Raw genomic sequence first — 16,109 nt, forward strand, 5'->3', positions numbered from 1 at the left:
CCTACTCCTTGGAGCGAATTCGTTCAGAAGCCCTGGAAAAGCGGATCGGCGCGAGAGGCCTTGTCTGGATCTGCGATTCACGCCCGGGCTTCGCCCGGACGACCGCAGATCAGGCCTCGATCACGCCCATCACGTCGCTTTCCTTCATGATCAGCAGCTCCTCGCCGTCGACCTTCACCTCGGTGCCCGACCACTTGCCGAACAGGATGCGGTCGCCCGACTTGAGCTCGAGGGCGACGATCTGGCCCTGCTCGTTGCGCGCGCCGGGGCCGACGGCCACGACCTCGCCCTCGGAGGGCTTTTCCTTGGCGGTGTCGGGGATGATGATGCCGCCCTTGGTCTTTTCCTCGCCATTGAGGCGACGGACGACCACGCGGTCGTGCAGCGGACGAAACTTCGCCATGCGAAGCGCTCCTCTCTGATGGGCCGCGCCCTCATCTGCAAGCGGCACAGCCCGGTTGGTTGCCACCTACAGCCACCGGCGCCGCGCCCGTCTCGCATGACGGGCGGCAAGCCAGCCGCCGGAGGCTGTCTGGCACTCGAAGCGTCCGAGTGCCAAAACGGCATGTAGGCGTCCGTATGGGGTGTGTCAACGGGGCTGCGGGCGGTGTTTTTTCACCGATCCGCGGGCGGTGTCGGGACGGGATTAATCCGTCTCCGAGCCGGGGGCAAATGACGTGTCCGCGTCGACTCGCGCGCCGTCGAGCAGGCGGTCGCGCCCGGCGGTCTCGGCCTGCGCGCGGTCGCGCTCCGCACGGGTGCGGCCGAATTTCGCCCGGTTGGCGTCGGCCTCGGCCGATTCGGCAGCGCGTGCGCGGGCCTTGCGGTGGCGGCGGAGGTTGATGATGTCGGCCATGATGCTCACCGCCTCCGGGCACGCAGACGGGCAAGCGCACGCGGCAGCAGGCCTTCCACGCAGAGCAGGCCGAGCGCGATGAAGGCGACGCCGATCCAGGTGCGGCCGGGCAGATGTTCGCCAAGCAGCAGCCAGCCGAGCAGCAGCGCGCTGAGCGGCGAGAGAAAGGTGACCAGCATGGTGTTGGTCGCGCCCACCCGGGCGATGAGCGAGAAGAAGATGATGTAGGCGAGGGCGGAGCCGAGCAGCGCGATGCCGAGCAGGGCGGCCCAGACCTCCGCGCCCGGCACCGGCAGCGTCCAGGGGTGGTCGATGACCAGCGCGAAGGGGGCGATGACCGCCGCGCCCGCGGTCATCTGCGCGGTGGCGACGATCATCGGCGGGACGCCGCGCAGGCCGCGTCCGACATGGCCGGCGACGGCGTAGCAGACCGTGGCGGCCAGCACCTCGACCTGTCCGAGCAGCCCGTCGCGTCCCAGGCCGGAGAGCGCGTCGACGCCGAGCAGGATCGCCACCCCGAGCAGCCCCGACGCCGCACCCAGCAGCCGCCAGCGCGTCCAGCCGCCGCCGTCACGGAACAGCGGCGCGATCAGCACCGCGTTGATCGGCGTCATCGCGTTGAGCAGGGCGGCGAGCGAGGAGCTGATGTGCTGCTCGGCGGCGGCGAACAGGATGAAGGGCAGCGCGGAGGACAGCAGCCCGACGATGGTCAGCCGGCCCCACGGCAGCGCGCGCGACAGCCGCAGGCCGCGGGCGCGCAGGACGACATTGAGTGCGAGGGCGCCGATGCCGACGCGGCCGAGCGAGATGGTCATCGGCGGCAGGGCGGCGTCGAGGATCTTGTAGAAGAAGAACGATGCGCCCCACAGCAGCGAGAGGAACAGCAGTGCGGCCCAGTCGCGGCCGCTCATGTGCGTCGGAGCTTCACGCACAGCACCTGCCGCCGCCATCGCTACACCTTTTCCACGCTCTCACGACGGGCTTTGAACCAATGGGCCCGCGCATCGTTAGCGGCGTGTATCGACCGGGTGGCCTGTCGCGCAAGGGCGCATCCTCCCGTTCGGCGTCAACTGGGAGGTAGACACATGCTTGGTACGATCCTGCTCGTCATCCTGATCCTGCTCCTGATCGGCGCCCTGCCGAGCTGGGGCTACTCCAGCGGCTGGGGCTATGGCCCGTCGGGCGGGCTGGGGCTGATCGTGATCATCGTGATCATCCTGCTGGTGATGGGTCGAATCTGACCGCATCCCGCAAGGATCTCGACAAGGCCATCCGGTGTATTCCGGATGGCCTTTTTCTTGGCCTGCAACGTCAGCGCGGTCTCGGGGCCGACCCAGTTGTTCAGCCGGGCGATGGCGGCGAAGCCATGGATTTCCTGCGCAGGATCGTTGGCGTTGTGTGACGAACGGTTGGCTCGTGCAGGGAGATGACGATGCGCAGGATGACGCTGTTGATGGCCGCACTGGCGGGGGCCCCCGCGCTCGGTCGGGCGGAGGTTCCGGCCGCGTCCTTCGATGCGGCTGCCGCGAAGGCGCGGATCGATGCCGAGCTGGACAGGGATTATCCGGCGCTGGAGGCGCTCTACAAGGATATCCACCAGCATCCCGAAATCGGCTTTCAGGAAGTCAGGACCGCAGCCCTGCTGGCGGAACGGATGCGCAGGCTGGGGTTCACGGTGACCGAGCATGTCGGGCGGACCGGCATCGTCGCGATCTACAGGAACGGGCCGGGCCCGGTGGTGCTGGTGAGGACCGAGCTGGACGCACTCCCGCTGGAGGAAAAGACCGGGCTCGCCTATGCGAGCCACGCGCAGCAGAGCGTCGACGGCAAGCTCACCCCTGTCGCTCATGCCTGCGGTCATGACAGCCACATGGCCTGGTGGGTGGGCACGGCCGAGGCGCTGCTCGCGATGAAGGACCAGTGGCACGGCACGCTGATGTTCGTCGGCCAGCCTGCCGAGGAAATCATCTCCGGTGCGAAGGCGATGCTCGACGACGGGCTGTTCACCCGGTTCCCCAGGCCCGATTTCGGCTTCGCCGCCCATGTCGGCCCGGCGCCGATCGGCCAGATCACCGTCAAGCAGGGCGTGACCAGCTCGGCCACCGACACGCTCCTGGTGACCTTCCATGGCGTCGGCGCCCATGGCTCGATGCCGGACAAGAGCATCGACCCGATCGTGGAAGGTGCGCACTTCGTCGACGATGTGCAGACCGTGATCAGCCGGCAGAAGGACCCCCAGAAATTCGGCGTGATCACCGTCGGATCGTTCAACGCCGGGACGGTGGCCAATATCATTCCCGACCATGCAGACCTGCAGCTCACGCTGCGCTCGTTCGACCCGGACGTCCGCAAGCTGTTGACCGATGGCGTCGCCACGACGGCCAAGGCGGTCGCCGACATGGCGCACGCGCCGGCGCCGGAGGTGAAACACGCCTTCGGTGCGGGGTCCGTCATCAACGATCCGGACCTGTCCGCATCGGCGGCGGGGATGCTGAAGACCGCGCTCGGCGCCGGGCATGTCACGCTCGTTCCGGCCACTCTGCCCGGTATCAGCGCCAGCGAGGATTATTCGGAATTCGTCGCGGCGGGGATGGCGAAATCGGTCTATTTCGGCATCGGCGGCTATGATCCGAAGACGATCGCGCAGTACAAGGCCGAGGGCAGACCGCTGCCGGTCAACCATTCGCCTTATTTCGCGCCGGTTCCCGAACCGACCATCCGCACCGGCGTCGAGACCCTGACGCTCGCGGTGCTGATGGTGGCTCACGACGGGGGCCGTTGACGGACCGCTCTGCGCTGCATTCGCTCTGCGAGCCGAGGTCGTGTCATCGCAGGCGTCAGAATGTCACGCCGGTCTCAAGGTCGAGCAGCAGGGCGTTGGGGGTGCGGTTGGTGCCGCCGGGGTGCCAGTAATATTGCAGGCCGGGACGGATCAGGAGCCAGCCGGCGGGGTGCCAGCCGTAGTTCATCTCGACCGCGTGTTCGCTGCTGGGGCGCAGCAGGGTGGTGTTGCCGGCGAGCTGCTGGGTGGAGACGTAGTCGGCGAGCTTGCGGTTGACGAAATCGAGCTTGCCGCCGATCGAGAACGTGTCGTCGGGGCGGCTGGCGAAGGTGCCGTGGCGGACGAGGCCGAAGGTGACGTAATAGGGCGAGATGGCGGTGCGCGGGTCGCCCCAGATGAAGGTCGCGAACGCCACCGTGCCGCGGGCGGGATCATGGGCGTCGCGTTGCAGCATGTGTTCGGCCTGGACCCAGCCGCCGAAGCGGCCGCGGATCTGCTGGGCGGGCAGTTCGCCGAGGCTCGCACCCGTGGGCTCGATCGCCTTGAGCTGGGCGGCGACGACGTTGTCGACCTCGGAGCTGTCGCGGTAGCCGCCGATCACGATGTTGGTCGGCAGCGCGCCCTTGGTGTCGGTGCCGCCGAAATGCCAGCCGACCTGCACGGGAATGTAGGTGCCGGTGGCGCCATGCAGGCCGAGCTTCCAGCCATTGTGGGAATTCACGATCGTCGGGTCGGCGCTGTAGATGCCGGCGGCGATCATCATGCGATGGTCGCCGAACGGGAACAGCCTGATGCGCGCCGCCGGCACCGCGGTCGGATAGTAGCTGTAGGCGGCGTTGTTGTAGACCGCCTCGGGCACGCCGCAGAGCGCATCGGACTGGAACTGACAGTAAAGGTTGAGGCCCCAGTGCAGGTTGGACTGGGCGAACTCGTCTTCGGTGTTCATCCAGCCGAGCTCGGTTTCGAGATATCGGCCGAACTCGCGCTCCCAGGACAGCCGGCTGAGGCGCACGGTCTGGCCGCCGCCGTAGATTTCCTGAGGCGAGTCGAGTGCGGGCAGCGTGTTGACGAGCCCGAGCCCGGCGCGCTCGGTGATCAGCACGTGCAGCATGCCGTAATTGGTGCCGGTGAGCTGGGCGAAGTTGACGTCCGCGCCGAGGGCCACCTCATGCGCATAGCGCAGGGCCTGAGCGCTGCCGCCGACGGGATTGCCCGATGTTTCCTGGAAGTAACGACCGACGAAATCGATGCCCTCGTTGTCGAGGCGCACACGCTCGCCGCCCCAGTTGCCGGTGAAGGTCTTCTGTTTCAGCCAGGCGGCCAGGCTCTGCGGCAGGAACGGCTCCGGCACGAGTGGTGGCGGCGGCACGCGGGCGATGCCGAGCGTGTCGAGCGAGCGGTCATAGGGGCTGCCCCAGAGCGAGGCGGGATGCTTGGGCAACTGGGTCGCACTGCCCTTGGCACTGCCGGAGATCCGCACGGTTCCGGTGGGGACGACAGGCGGGGCGGGCTGGGCGTGGAGCGTCGGCAGCGAGAGGACGCCCATCGCGGCCAGGATACAGACGTTCCTCATGGCCATCTCCCGCGCGGCGGCCTGTTGTGCGGCCGATTTCTCTTCCCGGTCCGCAACGAGACCGGGTCGCGGGAGTTGCGTCGTGGTCGCAGGGGCGCTGCCCCTGCACCCCGGCAGGAGGCTCGGCCTCCTGCACCTCGGTTTCATGCGCAATCGGGATTGCAAAGGGCTCAGCCCTTTGCCGGGGGTGCAGGGGGCGGCGCCCCCTGCGTTCAGGCGAGCACGCGACCGGCGATGCTGCGCAGCTTCTCGACGAGCGCCGGATCGCGCGCATCGGGGCTGGTGATGATGGCGTGATCGAGGGCGCGGTCGCAGCCCGCCGGGCAGGGACCGCGCGGCGTGCCGAGGCGGGGGATGACGGCGCGGACCAGGGCGCGGGCGTTGGCGGCGTTGGCGGTCATGACCTTGACCACCGCGTCGACGGTGACGCTGTCGTGGTCGTCGTGCCAGCAATCATAGTCGGTGACCATGGCGACGGTGGCGTAGCAGAGCTCGGCTTCGCGGGCGAGCTTGGCCTCGGGCATGTTGGTCATGCCGATCACCGCGCAGCCCCAGCTCCGGTAGAGCTCGCTTTCGGCGCGGGTGGAGAATTGCGGGCCTTCCATCACCAGGTAGGTGCCGCCGCGGACCACGCTCAGGGCGAGTTCGCGGGCGGTGGAGTCGAGGATGTCGCCGATGCGCGGGCAGAGCGGGTCGGCCATCGCGACATGGGCCACGCAGCCGGTGTCGAAGAAGGATTTCTCGCGCGCGAAGCTGCGGTCGATGAACTGGTCGATGATGACGAAGGTGCCGGGCGAGAGGTCCTCGCGCAGCGAGCCGACGGCGGAGAGCGAGACGATGTCGGTGACACCGGCGATCTTCAGCGCGGCGATGTTGGCGCGGTAGTTCAGGCGCGAGGGCGGGATCGGGTGGCCGCGGCCGTGGCGGGGGAGGAAGACGCAGCGCACGCCGTCGAGGCGGCCATGCAGCAGCGCGTCCGACGGTGCGCCCCAGGGGGTGTCGATGGTCTTCCATTCCTTGTCGGTCAGGCCGTCGATGTCATAGACGCCGGAGCCGCCGATCAGGCCGATGACGGGTTCGAAGGTTTCAGACACGCGACCAGACCCTCCGCTTGAGTGCGAAAACCAGGCCGGCCAATACAGCAAGGAAGGCGATCGTCACACCCCCCAGCCAGTGGCGTGCGCTGCGATGCGGATCGGCACTCCAGGCGAGGAAGGCGGCCGCGTCGTGGGCTTCCTGTGCAAGGGTGGGGTTGGTTCCGTCATCGTAGGTGACGGCGCCGTCGGCGAGCGGCGGCGGCATGGCGATCAGATGGGTGTGGGTGGCGGCGTTGTAGAACTGGCCGTCGGGGACGCTCACACCCTTGGGCGGGTCGGTGTAGCCGGTGAGCAGGGTGAAGATGCGGTGCGCGCCGCCTTGCCGGGTGCGGGCGATCTCGGAGAGGTCGGGCGGGAGGGCGCCGTTGTTGGCGGCGCGGGCGGAGGCCTCGTCGGGGAAATGCGACAGCAGCCGGTCGGAGAGGTTGGCGGCGCGGGTGGTGGGGGTGCCGTCGGGGCCGGGGGGGCCGGCGACCTGGATGTCGGCGGCGAGGTCGCGGAGCTGTCTGTCGGACAGGCCGAGGCCGGCGAGGTCGCCGATCTCGACATGCGAGAGGCTGTGACAGACCGAGCAGACCTGATGATAGACGGCGAGACCGCGGCGGGCCGCCCCCTCCTCGCGGATCGGCGCGGCGAGGGTCACGCCCGGCAGCAGGGCGGCGAAAGCGGCGAGGAGGACGGGTTTCATGCGAGCGAGGTCGGCAGCGGCAGCGGGCGTTCGATGCGGGCGATCAGCGGCAGCAGGACGAGGAAATGGAGGAACCAGTACAGCCCCGCCAGCCGGCCGAGCCAGAGCCAGAACCCCGTCGCCTCGTGGCTGCCGGCGAGGCCGAGCAGCAGGAAGCTCGCCGCCATCGCGAACCAGGCCGGACGGGCGAGCGGTCGGAAGCGGGCGGAGCGGGTGGGCGCGCGGTCGAGCCAGGGCACGGCGGCGACCACCGCCAGCGCGGCCCCGGCCAGCAGCAGCCCGCCGAGACGCGACGGCACCGAGCGCAACAGGGCGTAGAACGGGGTGAAATACCATTCCGGGGTGATGTCGGGCGGGGTGAGCAGCGGGTTGGCGGGGAGGTAGTTGTCGGCCTCGGTGAGCAGCGCGGGGGCGAGGAAGGCGAGGCCGAGCAGGACGGCGAGGAAGAGGCACAGCCCGACGCCGTCCTTGGTGGTGTAGAACGGGTGCATCGGCAGGGTGTCGGCGGGGCTGCGCGGCTCGATGCCGGCGGGGTTGTTGGAGCCGGTGACGTGCAGGGCGGCGATGTGGATGAACAGCACCGCGCAGATCAGCCCGCCGCACAGCATGTGCAGCACGAAGAAGCGCATCGGGGTGGCGGCACCGGGTGCGTCGCCGCCGAGCAGCATGCCGGCCAGCGGGTGGCCGATCAGCGGGATGGCGGCGACCGCATTGCCGACCACCACCGCGCCCCAGTACGACATCTGCCCCCAGGGCAGCACGTAGCCGAAGAAGGCGGTGGCCATCACCATCAGCAGGGCGACGAAGCCCGACAGCCACAGCACCTCGCGCGGCGCCTTGTAGGAGCCGTAGTACAGACCACGGAAGATATGGACGTAGAGCACGGCGAAGAAGCAGGACGCGCCGGCCATGTGCACGCTGCGCAGGATCCAGCCCGACGGCACGCGGCGGATGATCGCCTCGACGGAATCGAACGCGCCGGCCTCGGTGGGGGTGTAGTGCAGCGCGAGGCAGATCCCGGTGACGATCATCGCCGCGAGGGTGACGACCGCGAAGGCGCCGAAGAACCACAGCGCGTTGAGGTTTCGCGGCAGGGGATAGTCGCGGTATTCCCGACGCAGGGCCCGGCCGACCGGCAGGCGCCGTTCGAGCCACGATCCGGTGGCAGGCTCCGGGGCTTGATCCGGATCAAGGTCGAGGCGGGTCGCCGGAGTCATGGATGGCAAATGCGGCTCCCCGGAATGGACCGGGGCACTCTAAGCAGCGGTCATTTCGGCCGCAACCCGATGGAAAGTACCTCTTCGCCATGAATGCCGACCCCCTGACCGAGACCATGGCCCGCAGCCGGGGTCAGAGCGACGCCGACCGACACCGTGCGCTGCGCGAGCCGGCGGCGGCGTGGTTCGCGAGCCTGCGCGACCGCATCTGCGCGGCGTTCGAGGGGATCGAGGACGATTATCCGACGGGTGCTGCCCTGCCCTTCGCCGACCTGCCGGCCGGGCGGTTCGAGCGCACGTCGTGGCAGCGTCCCGACGCCGAGGCCGGCGAGGGCGGCGGCGGCACGATGGCGGTGATGCGCGGCGGGCGGGTGTTCGAGAAGGTGGGGGTGAACGTCTCGGTGGTGCACGGGGTGTTCTCACCGGCCTTCCGCGCGCAGATCCCCGGGGCCGCCGAGGATCCGCGCTTCTGGGCGGCGGGGATCTCGCTGGTGTCGCACATGCGCAATCCGCACGTGCCGGCGGCGCACATGAACACGCGCATGATCATGACCACGCGCGGCTGGTTCGGCGGCGGCGGCGACATCACGCCGATGTTCATGGAGGCCGACAGCGCGAAGGCGGATGCGGCCACGTTTCACGACGCCTTCCGCCGCGCCTGCAACGCGCACGACCCGGAGTATTATCCGCGCTTCAAGGAGTGGTGCGACCGCTATTTCTGGCTGCCGCACCGCAACGAGCCGCGCGGCCTGGGCGGCATCTTCTACGACCGTCTCGACAGCGGCGAGCCGGAGGCGGATTTCGCCTTCACCCGCGATGTCGGCCTCGCCTTCCTCGAAGCCTACCCGGCGATCATCCGTCGGCGGATGCATGACGCGTGGAGCGAGGCCGATCGCGCCCATCAGCTCGTCCGCCGCGGCCGCTATGCGGAGTTCAACCTGTTGCACGACCGCGGCACGCTGTTCGGGCTGCAGACGGGGGGCAACGTGGATGCGATCCTGATGAGCCTGCCGCCCGAGGCGAAATGGCCCTGATCCCGCCCGATTTGAGCCACAACGCCCCGATCAGCTATTGAGCGCAAGGCGGGGTGGATGGCATCCCGTATGCGTCCATGCCGAGCGGAGCCCTGTTGTTGCATCCATCGAGTGCCGATCGAACCTTGCGGCTGACCCGCCGCGCCCTGCTGGGCGGCGGAGCGGCGCTGGTGGTGACGGCCGGGTCTGCCCGGGCGCAGGGGCTGCATGACAACGTCCATCGGCTCGGCCATGCCCTGCGCGAACGGGTGCAGCTCACCGCGGCGATGCTCGGCATCGCGCCGCCACCGATGCACGATCCGGGGCTGCTGGTGGCGGGCTCGGCCGACAGCGCCAGCGGTGCGTTCGCCAGTGCCATCGCCGACGCGCTGGGTCATGCGCTGCCGGCGCATGCGCCGCTCGGCGTCACCGACACCGTCGGACAGGACGGCGTGACCGGCGCGAACCAGTTCGACAGTCTCACCGCGCCGGACGGCAACACCGCGCTGGTCGCGCCGGGTACCGCGTGGCTGGCGTGGCTGGCCGGCGATCCGCGGGTGCATTTCGATCCCTCCCGCTGGATGCCGGTGGCGGCCCGGCTCGGGTCGGGGGCGCTGGTGCTGCGCCACGACACCCCGACGCCGGGGCCGGACGTGACGATCCGTCTCGCCGCCACCAGCCCGACCGGGGTGGAGCTGCCGGCCTGGCTGGCGCTGTCGCTGCTGGGCGCCAAGGTGGTGGCGGTGCCGGGGCTCGGCGATGACGAGGAGCGACGGCGCGCGCTGATCGACGGGCGCATCGATGCCGCCCTGCTGCTGGGCACCGACACCGCCTCCACGCTGGGCAGCTTCGCCGGCGAGGCGGCAACGGCGGCGTTCAGTCTGGGCTCCGAGCGCGACCCGGCCCTGCCCGCGCTGCCCTCGTTCGTGCAGTATGCGACCACTGCGGGGCGAACCCCCTCCGGCGCGCTGTTCGACGCCTGGCAGGCGGGAACGGCGGCGGCGCGGCTGCTGTCGGGGGTGATGCTGCCGGCCCTCGCACCCGCGGCGATGGTGGCGACCTGGCGGCGCGCGGCGCGCGGCCTGCCCGCCACGCCGGGCCTGCTTGCTGCTCCGGCCTGCCTGCCGGCCTGCCAGACGGCGCTGGGCAGCGAGGCGGCAACCTTTGCGCTGCGCCGCTGGCTGGCCGACACCGCCGGCTGGCGCCCGGCCTGACCCGGAGCCCGGACGAGGCACGTCGACACGCCGGCCATGGTCTGCTCAGGGCAGATCAGCGCGGATACGGGCCATCCGCATGGCCGGGACGAAATACGCGCAGTGGCGGTCGACCAGCAGACAGCCGGCACCACGGCCCGCCCAGCAGCCGGAGCAGCCGATCCGGCATGCCCGCGTCAGTTCGGCGGGCGGATGCCCGGGCGGGTGCCGCCGAAGGGCAGCGGCATGCCGGGCATGTGCGGGGCGGTGGTGAACATCGTCGGCAGGCCGGCGGGCGGAGCGGCGGGAGCGGCGCCGTCGGCGCCGGTGGCGAAGGTCGGGTGCAGGACGGTGCCGTTGTCGAGGGTGACGCCGTTCGGCGTGATGGCACGGAGGGTGTGGCCGGCGATCGACTGGCCGATGCCGAGCACAGGCGGCTTGTCGTCGCCGGTGGCGGCGAAGATCGCCTTCGGCGGCGTGCCGCCCCCGACGATCACCCCGGCCAGGCGCGGCAGTTCGGCGGGGCCGGAGGCGGCGATGTCGGGTGGGCGGCGGTTCTGGGCGAACAGCGGCCGCGCCAGGGCGACGGCCGAATCCGCGGCCACATCGCGGCCGGCCGCGTTGTCGGTCGGCGGGACGGTGGCGACCAGGGGGAAGCGTCCCGGCCCGGGATCGCCGCCCCACGGCAGCAGCATCAGCAGCACGGCGAGCGCGAACAGCCCCGCGGCGACCAGCAGCAGCAGCCGCTCGGCCGGATTGGCGGGCACCGGCAGGCGCGCGCGCAGCGGGGCGGCGCGGCTCAGAGCGCCGGCCGCGGCTGCACGCCGGCCCGGCCGGTGCGCAGCAGCGCGCTGAGCCCGAGCGAGACGACGAGGTTGGCGGCGAGCGCGATCAGCCCGGTATAGAACGTCCAGGGCAGGCCGATCGCGGCGAGCGAATGCGTCGGCACCAGCCCGTCGGAGAACACCAGCCAGTTGCCGATCACCATGCCGGCCAGCCAGCCTCCGATCAGCCCGGGCGCGCGCAGCCACGGGATGAACAGCCCGCAGATCAGCGCCGGCAGGGTCTGCAGGATCCACACCCCGCCCAGCGTCTGCAGCCAGATCGCGTATTGGGGGTTGAGCAGCAGCACGCAGGCGAGGGCCGCGAGCTTGACCAGCAGGCCGACGATCCTGGCCTCGCGCGCGTCGTGCTCGCGGCCCGACCGCGCGCCGAGGATGTTGCGGGTGACGAGGTTGGCCGCTCCGATCGCCATCACCGAGGCCGGCACCAGCGCGCCGATCGCCACCGCCGCATAGGCGAAGCCGAGGAACCAGGACGGAAAGATCGCCGCGAACAGCGCCGGCACGGTATCGTTGGGCCTGGCCACCACGACGCCGGCGGCATGCGCCATGTAGCCGAGCATGGCGATCAGCCCGAGCAGCAGCGTGTAGGCCGGCAGCATCACCGCGTTGGTGCGGATGGTCTGCGCGCTGCGCGAGGCGAGCACGCCGGTCAGCGTGTGCGGGTAGAGGAAGGCGGCGAGGGCCGAGCCGAGGGCCAGGGTGGCGTAGGGCATCATCTTGCCGTCCGCCAGCAGCAGGCCGGTGCCGGGCTTCGTGTAGGCGGTGGCGGCGGCGTCGAACACATGGCCGTAGCCGCCGAGATGCATCGGGATGACGGTCACGGCGGCGATGACCACGATGTAGATCATCACGTCCTTGATGAAGGCGGTGAGCGCGGGCGCGTGCAGCCCGCCGAGCCACGTATAGACCGCGAGCGAGAGGAAGGCGACGATCAGCGGGATCTGCCCGGGCAGGCCGAGAGCGTGGATCACCGTCTGGATGCCGACGAGCTGCAGCGCGATGTAGGGCAGCACCGCGACCAGCCCAGTCAGCGCGACGAGGAGCTCAAGCGGGCGGCTGCCGAAACGGCCGCGCACGATGTCGGCGGCGGTCATGTAGCCGTGCTTCTGCGCGTAGCGCCACAGCAGCGGCATGGTGGCGAAGATGAACGGATAGACGATGATCGTGTAGGGCAGCGCGAAGAAGCCATATGCGCCCTGCCCGTAGACCAGGGCCGGAACCGCGATCACGGTATAGGCGGTGTAGAAGTCGCCGCCGACCAGGAACCATGTCACCCAGATGCCGAAGCGGCGGCCCCCCAGCCCCCATTCCTCGTGCGCGGTGCCGGTGCCCGCACCCTCGCCGCGCGGGCGCAGGCGCATCGCGAGCGTGCCGAGGAAGGCGGCGCCGAAGAACAGCACGGCGAAGACCGCGAGGGCGACGGGATTGCTGGTCATCGCATGTCCTCCGCCGCGTTGGCCGAGCGGGTGGCGCGATCGACGATCCACAGCAGCAGCGACGTCACCGGCACCCAGGCGAGCTGATACCAGTAGAAATACGGAATGCCCCACAGCTTCGGCGTCAGCGCATTGTAGAGCGGCACCAGCAGCAGGCCTGCGAACGGCAGCAGCAGCAGCAGCAATCTCATCGAACCCTCCCCGCATGTCCTTGCCGGCCCGTGCCGCGGAGGATGCCCCGGGACGCGCGCAGGCGGCACGCCTGTTTGTCTGTCCTGCTCATAGCGTGCCTGTCCGCAAACGCAACGAAGCAATTCATCCCGGCGCGCCGCGGCTCCTGCGGCGCAGCAGCAGCCGCACCGAGCCGGGATTGCGTGGATGCGGATGCGCCGCGCCGAGCACGATGGCGCGCAGCGCGGGCGCGTTGAGCCAGTGCGGCAGTTCGCGGCGGATGCCGCCGCCATCGGTGCCGCTGCCCCGGCCGGTGATGATCTCGACATGGCGGATGCCGTCGCGCCAGGCGCGGTCGAGGAAATCGTGCAAGGCGAGATAGGCCGCCTGCACCGTGCGCCCGTGCAGGTCGAGCGTGCGGCGGCGCACCGCGCGCCGGGAGGTGAGCGACGACCAGCCGAGATCGTCGAGCCCCGGCGCGCGCTCGCCCACCACCAGCAGCGTGCGACGTGCCGGTGGCGCGGGTGTGGGTGCCACGGGTGCCGGGACGGGCGGGACGGGGCTGGCGGCGGGGGGCGGCGGGCGGGTTTCCGCCCCTGCCCCTGCCCCCGCCCCTGCCCCTGCCCCTGCCCTTGCGGGGCGATGCAGCGGGGTCGCCTGACGCGTCAGCTGCGTCCACAGCGCGTGGTCGTCCTCGCTGATGCGCGCGCGGTGCGGCTTCGGCGAGGGGGGAATGGCTCGACGCAAAGACCCTGCCCTCCTTGTCGCTGGACGCTGCCGGACGCCCAGCCTACACCAGCCGGCGTGAGAGTTCATCGCCCGCCCGGACCGACCGCACGGCGCGCGCTCGGCGTGCTGGCGGCGATCGGCGCGATCGTCGGGCTGCTGTTCGCGCGCATGCCGGTGCCGCCGCTGAGCCTGTACGACCAGCCGTTCTATCTCGGCATCGCCCAGGACCTCGTCCACACGGGCCGCTTCACCGACGGGTTCATGTTTGCCAGCCCCGGCGATGACGGGCGCAGGCCGCCGGGGATGCGGTTCGCACCGCTGTATCCGGCACTGCTCGCCGCCGCCGCGCGCCTCGAACCGGGCTTCGACCGCGACAGCGCCTGCGTGGTGACGACAGACGGCCATGGCCCGTGCGGGACCGAGGCGACGCTGCCGCGCACGGCGCAGGCGCTCGCCCTGGTCGCGATCCTGTGGCTGGTCTGGTGGATCGCGGCTTCGGTGGCGGGCGGGGGGGCCGGGATGGCGGCACTTGGGCTCGCGCTGTGCACGGCGCCGGTGCTGCTGCGCTCGGTGATGGTGACGATGACCGAGATCGCGGTGCTGCTGGCCGATCTGCTGGCCATCGCCTGCGCCCTGCGTGCGCTGTGGAGTCCCGAACGGAGCACACGCTGGGCGGCGACGTGCGGGGCCATGCTGGGGATCGCCACCCTGCTGCGTCCGAGCGGGCTGGAGTTGGCACTGGCGATCGTCGCCGGCGGGCTGGGCTGGCTCGTCGCCTGCCGCCCGGGCCGGCGCCGCCGGCTGGCGCAGGCTTTGGGCGCGGGCGGGCTGGCGCTGGTGCTGGTGCTGTCACCCTGGCTGCTGCGCAATGCGCGGCTCGGCCATGCCGGGCTGACCGAAGGCTATGCGGGACATACGCTGGTGCAGCGGATCAGCTTCGATTCGATGACGCCGCACGAATACGCGATGAGCTTCGTCTGCTGGCTGCCCGATGGCAGCGGGCTGGGGGCGGCGATCGGCGGCCGGGGCGCATGCGACCGCTTCGGCTGGGAAGAGCACGCCGACAGCTTCTATGCGATCGGCCTCGGGCGGCTGCTGGCGCGCACGCTGGCCGAGGCGGGCGGCCCGCAACATCACCTGCGCTGGCTGCTGCGCCACGAGATCGCCGCCCACCCGCTGCGCCACGCGCTGGTGACCCTGCCGCTGGCGCTGCGGGGCGCGTGGATCGATCACTGGTGGGGGGTGATGCTGCTGCCGGTGTGCCTGGTGTGGGCGGTCCGCCGCCGGCGCGATCCGCAGGTCTGGCTGATCGCCGGACCGGCCCTGTTCATGCTGCTGTTCAATGCCGCGGTGGCGGTCAACCAGCCACGCTACAATCTGCTGCTGGTGCTGCCGATGGCGGTGGCGGGCGGCGACGCGGTCGATGCGCTGGCCCGCAGGCTGCGCGCGGCTCGCGCCGCCGGGCCGCGCCGTCAGGCGGAGGCCTGCATCGGCAGCTGCATCGGCAGCGGGCCGGCCGGCTGCTCGCGCTGTGCGGCGATCAGCCGCGAGCGCGCCACCGCCACATAGTCGCGGTCGAGCTCGATGCCGATGCCGCGACCGCCCTCCTCGGAGGCGGCGACCAGCGTGGTGCCGGTGCCCATGAACGGGTCGAGCACCACCGGGTCGCGCCGCCCGTGCAGGCGGATGCACATGCGCGGCAGCTCGACCGGGAAGGTGCCGGGATGGTGGAACTTCTGCGCGCGGTCCTGCACCGTGGCGTAGGGGATGAACCAGGTATCGCCCCGGCAGCGCAGGTCCTGCGCGTGGCCGCGCCGGGCGATGTTGCTCTTGTCCTTGTAGGGCACGCCGACGCCGAGCCGGTCGAGCTTCACCCGGCCGGTGCGGGTGAGGTGGAAGATGTGCTCGTGATTGCGGTTGAGGAAGCGGTCCGAACGGACGGGCTTGAAATGGCCCGCGCTGTCGGTGCCGACGGTGACCGACTTGATCCAGGTGATGTGGTTCTGCAGCTCGAAGAACGGGCGCAGCCGCACCATCAGCTCGAACGGCAGCCAGGGCCGCGACGAGGAACCGGCGATGTTGAGGAAGAACGATCCCTCGGGCTTCATCACCCGGCGTACCGAACGCGCGATGCGCACCATCCAGTCGAGATAGTCCTCCTCGCCGCGGCGGTCGGCATAGGAATTGTAGTCGAGGCCGATGTTGTACGGCGGCGAGGTGATGACCACGTCGGCGAGGTCCGCCGACAGCCCCGGCAGCACGCGCTGGCAGTCGCCGCGATACAGCAGATGTGGCCCGACTCCGATGCGGCTGTTGCGCGATGCGCGGGCACGGGGATCGTAGCGGGGCAGGGTCTCACAGGATGCCGCAGCGGCGGTTCGGGAGAGATCGCGAACCTGCGAATCGAAGGCGTGCAGCGTCGTCATCGTGGCAGTATTGCGACGAACATCCGCTACGGCCAGCGATTCGGATCGGTGTCCTTGCACCCGTTCAGGACTGTGCCCGCAAG

General features: G+C 70.6%; 17 protein-coding genes. 5 read left to right on the forward strand and 12 right to left on the reverse strand.

Annotated elements, in window-relative coordinates; genetic code table 11:
* Window positions 1-109: 109 nt before the first annotated feature.
* The 3 genes from groES to FHR90_RS10850 form a co-directional block, all read right to left on the reverse strand.
* Window positions 110-403, reverse strand: coding sequence for a co-chaperone GroES (gene groES / locus FHR90_RS10840; protein ID WP_176625061.1), 294 nt, complete (start codon window positions 401-403; stop codon window positions 110-112).
* Between the two features lie 243 nt (window positions 404-646).
* Window positions 647-856 carry a DUF4169 family protein gene (locus FHR90_RS10845; protein ID WP_183275229.1) on the reverse strand — a complete coding sequence of 70 codons (210 nt, stop codon included), beginning with the start codon at window positions 854-856 and terminating at the stop codon, window positions 647-649.
* Between the two features lie 5 nt (window positions 857-861).
* Complete coding sequence (locus FHR90_RS10850; RefSeq protein ID WP_221188256.1) at window positions 862-1,767, reverse strand: DMT family transporter; 906 nt, start codon at window positions 1,765-1,767, stop codon at window positions 862-864.
* Between the two features lie 174 nt (window positions 1,768-1,941).
* Here FHR90_RS10850 and FHR90_RS10855 point away from each other — a divergent pair, with 174 nt between their 5' ends.
* Together FHR90_RS10855 and FHR90_RS10860 are read left to right on the forward strand one after the other, a co-directional pair.
* Complete coding sequence (locus FHR90_RS10855; RefSeq protein ID WP_176624888.1) at window positions 1,942-2,097, forward strand: DUF3309 family protein; 156 nt, start codon at window positions 1,942-1,944, stop codon at window positions 2,095-2,097.
* Window positions 2,098-2,288: 191 nt separating this feature from the next.
* Entirely contained in the window at window positions 2,289-3,638 is a 1,350-nt protein-coding gene (locus FHR90_RS10860; protein ID WP_176624886.1) for an amidohydrolase, read from the forward strand.
* A gap of 55 nt (window positions 3,639-3,693) precedes the next feature.
* On the opposite strand, the gene FHR90_RS10865 is transcribed toward FHR90_RS10860, so the two are convergent.
* The 4 genes from FHR90_RS10865 to FHR90_RS10880 form a co-directional block, all read right to left on the reverse strand.
* Entirely contained in the window at window positions 3,694-5,211 is a 1,518-nt protein-coding gene (locus FHR90_RS10865; protein WP_246330201.1) for a carbohydrate porin, read from the reverse strand.
* A gap of 212 nt (window positions 5,212-5,423) precedes the next feature.
* Complete coding sequence (locus FHR90_RS10870) at window positions 5,424-6,305, reverse strand: S-methyl-5'-thioadenosine phosphorylase (RefSeq protein WP_183275231.1); 882 nt, start codon at window positions 6,303-6,305, stop codon at window positions 5,424-5,426.
* Window positions 6,298-6,996, reverse strand: a complete 699-nt coding sequence (locus tag FHR90_RS10875) for a cytochrome c1 (protein WP_176626389.1) — start codon at window positions 6,994-6,996, stop codon at window positions 6,298-6,300. Before FHR90_RS10875 ends, FHR90_RS10870 begins: the two co-directional genes overlap by 8 nt.
* Window positions 6,993-8,213, reverse strand: coding sequence for a cytochrome b (locus FHR90_RS10880; RefSeq protein WP_183275232.1), 1,221 nt, complete (start codon window positions 8,211-8,213; stop codon window positions 6,993-6,995). The genes FHR90_RS10875 and FHR90_RS10880 overlap by 4 nt, the downstream gene beginning before the upstream one ends.
* A 116-nt stretch (window positions 8,214-8,329) precedes the next feature.
* Between FHR90_RS10880 and hemF the strand changes: the two genes are divergently transcribed.
* Together hemF and FHR90_RS10890 are read left to right on the forward strand one after the other, a co-directional pair.
* A complete protein-coding gene (gene hemF / locus FHR90_RS10885; RefSeq protein WP_183275267.1) occupies window positions 8,330-9,247 on the forward strand; it encodes an oxygen-dependent coproporphyrinogen oxidase in 918 nt (305 codons plus the stop codon).
* Window positions 9,248-9,342: 95 nt separating this feature from the next.
* Window positions 9,343-10,440: a hypothetical protein gene (locus tag FHR90_RS10890; protein ID WP_183275233.1), complete on the forward strand. Its 1,098-nt coding sequence runs from the start codon at window positions 9,343-9,345 to the stop codon at window positions 10,438-10,440.
* A gap of 176 nt (window positions 10,441-10,616) precedes the next feature.
* Here the strand turns inward: FHR90_RS10890 and FHR90_RS10895 are convergent, their stop codons facing one another.
* From FHR90_RS10895 to FHR90_RS10910, 4 genes are all read right to left on the reverse strand, one after another.
* Window positions 10,617-11,186, reverse strand: a complete 570-nt coding sequence (locus FHR90_RS10895; RefSeq protein ID WP_183275234.1) for a hypothetical protein — start codon at window positions 11,184-11,186, stop codon at window positions 10,617-10,619.
* 32 nt (window positions 11,187-11,218) lie between these two features.
* Window positions 11,219-12,700: a sodium:solute symporter family protein gene (locus FHR90_RS10900; RefSeq protein WP_183275235.1), complete on the reverse strand. Its 1,482-nt coding sequence runs from the start codon at window positions 12,698-12,700 to the stop codon at window positions 11,219-11,221.
* Window positions 12,697-12,891: a DUF3311 domain-containing protein gene (locus FHR90_RS10905; RefSeq protein ID WP_176626250.1), complete on the reverse strand. Its 195-nt coding sequence runs from the start codon at window positions 12,889-12,891 to the stop codon at window positions 12,697-12,699. Before FHR90_RS10905 ends, FHR90_RS10900 begins: the two co-directional genes overlap by 4 nt.
* Window positions 12,892-13,015: 124 nt before the next feature.
* The gene (locus tag FHR90_RS10910; RefSeq protein WP_183275236.1) at window positions 13,016-13,618 is read right to left on the reverse strand and encodes a Smr/MutS family protein; all 603 of its coding nucleotides are present in this window, start codon (window positions 13,616-13,618) and stop codon (window positions 13,016-13,018) included.
* A gap of 57 nt (window positions 13,619-13,675) precedes the next feature.
* On the opposite strand from FHR90_RS10910, the gene FHR90_RS10915 reads away from it, so the two are divergent.
* Window positions 13,676-15,169, forward strand: a complete 1,494-nt coding sequence (locus FHR90_RS10915) for a glycosyltransferase family 39 protein (RefSeq protein ID WP_183275237.1) — start codon at window positions 13,676-13,678, stop codon at window positions 15,167-15,169.
* On the opposite strand, the gene FHR90_RS10920 is transcribed toward FHR90_RS10915, so the two are convergent.
* Window positions 15,073-16,026, reverse strand: coding sequence for a DNA-methyltransferase (locus tag FHR90_RS10920; protein WP_183275238.1), 954 nt, complete (start codon window positions 16,024-16,026; stop codon window positions 15,073-15,075). The two genes, FHR90_RS10915 and FHR90_RS10920, sit on opposite strands and share 97 nt — an antisense overlap.
* Window positions 16,027-16,109: the final 83 nt, after the last annotated feature.

This window comes from Endobacter medicaginis, assembly GCF_014192375.1.
Lineage (GTDB): Bacteria > Pseudomonadota > Alphaproteobacteria > Acetobacterales > Acetobacteraceae > Endobacter > Endobacter medicaginis.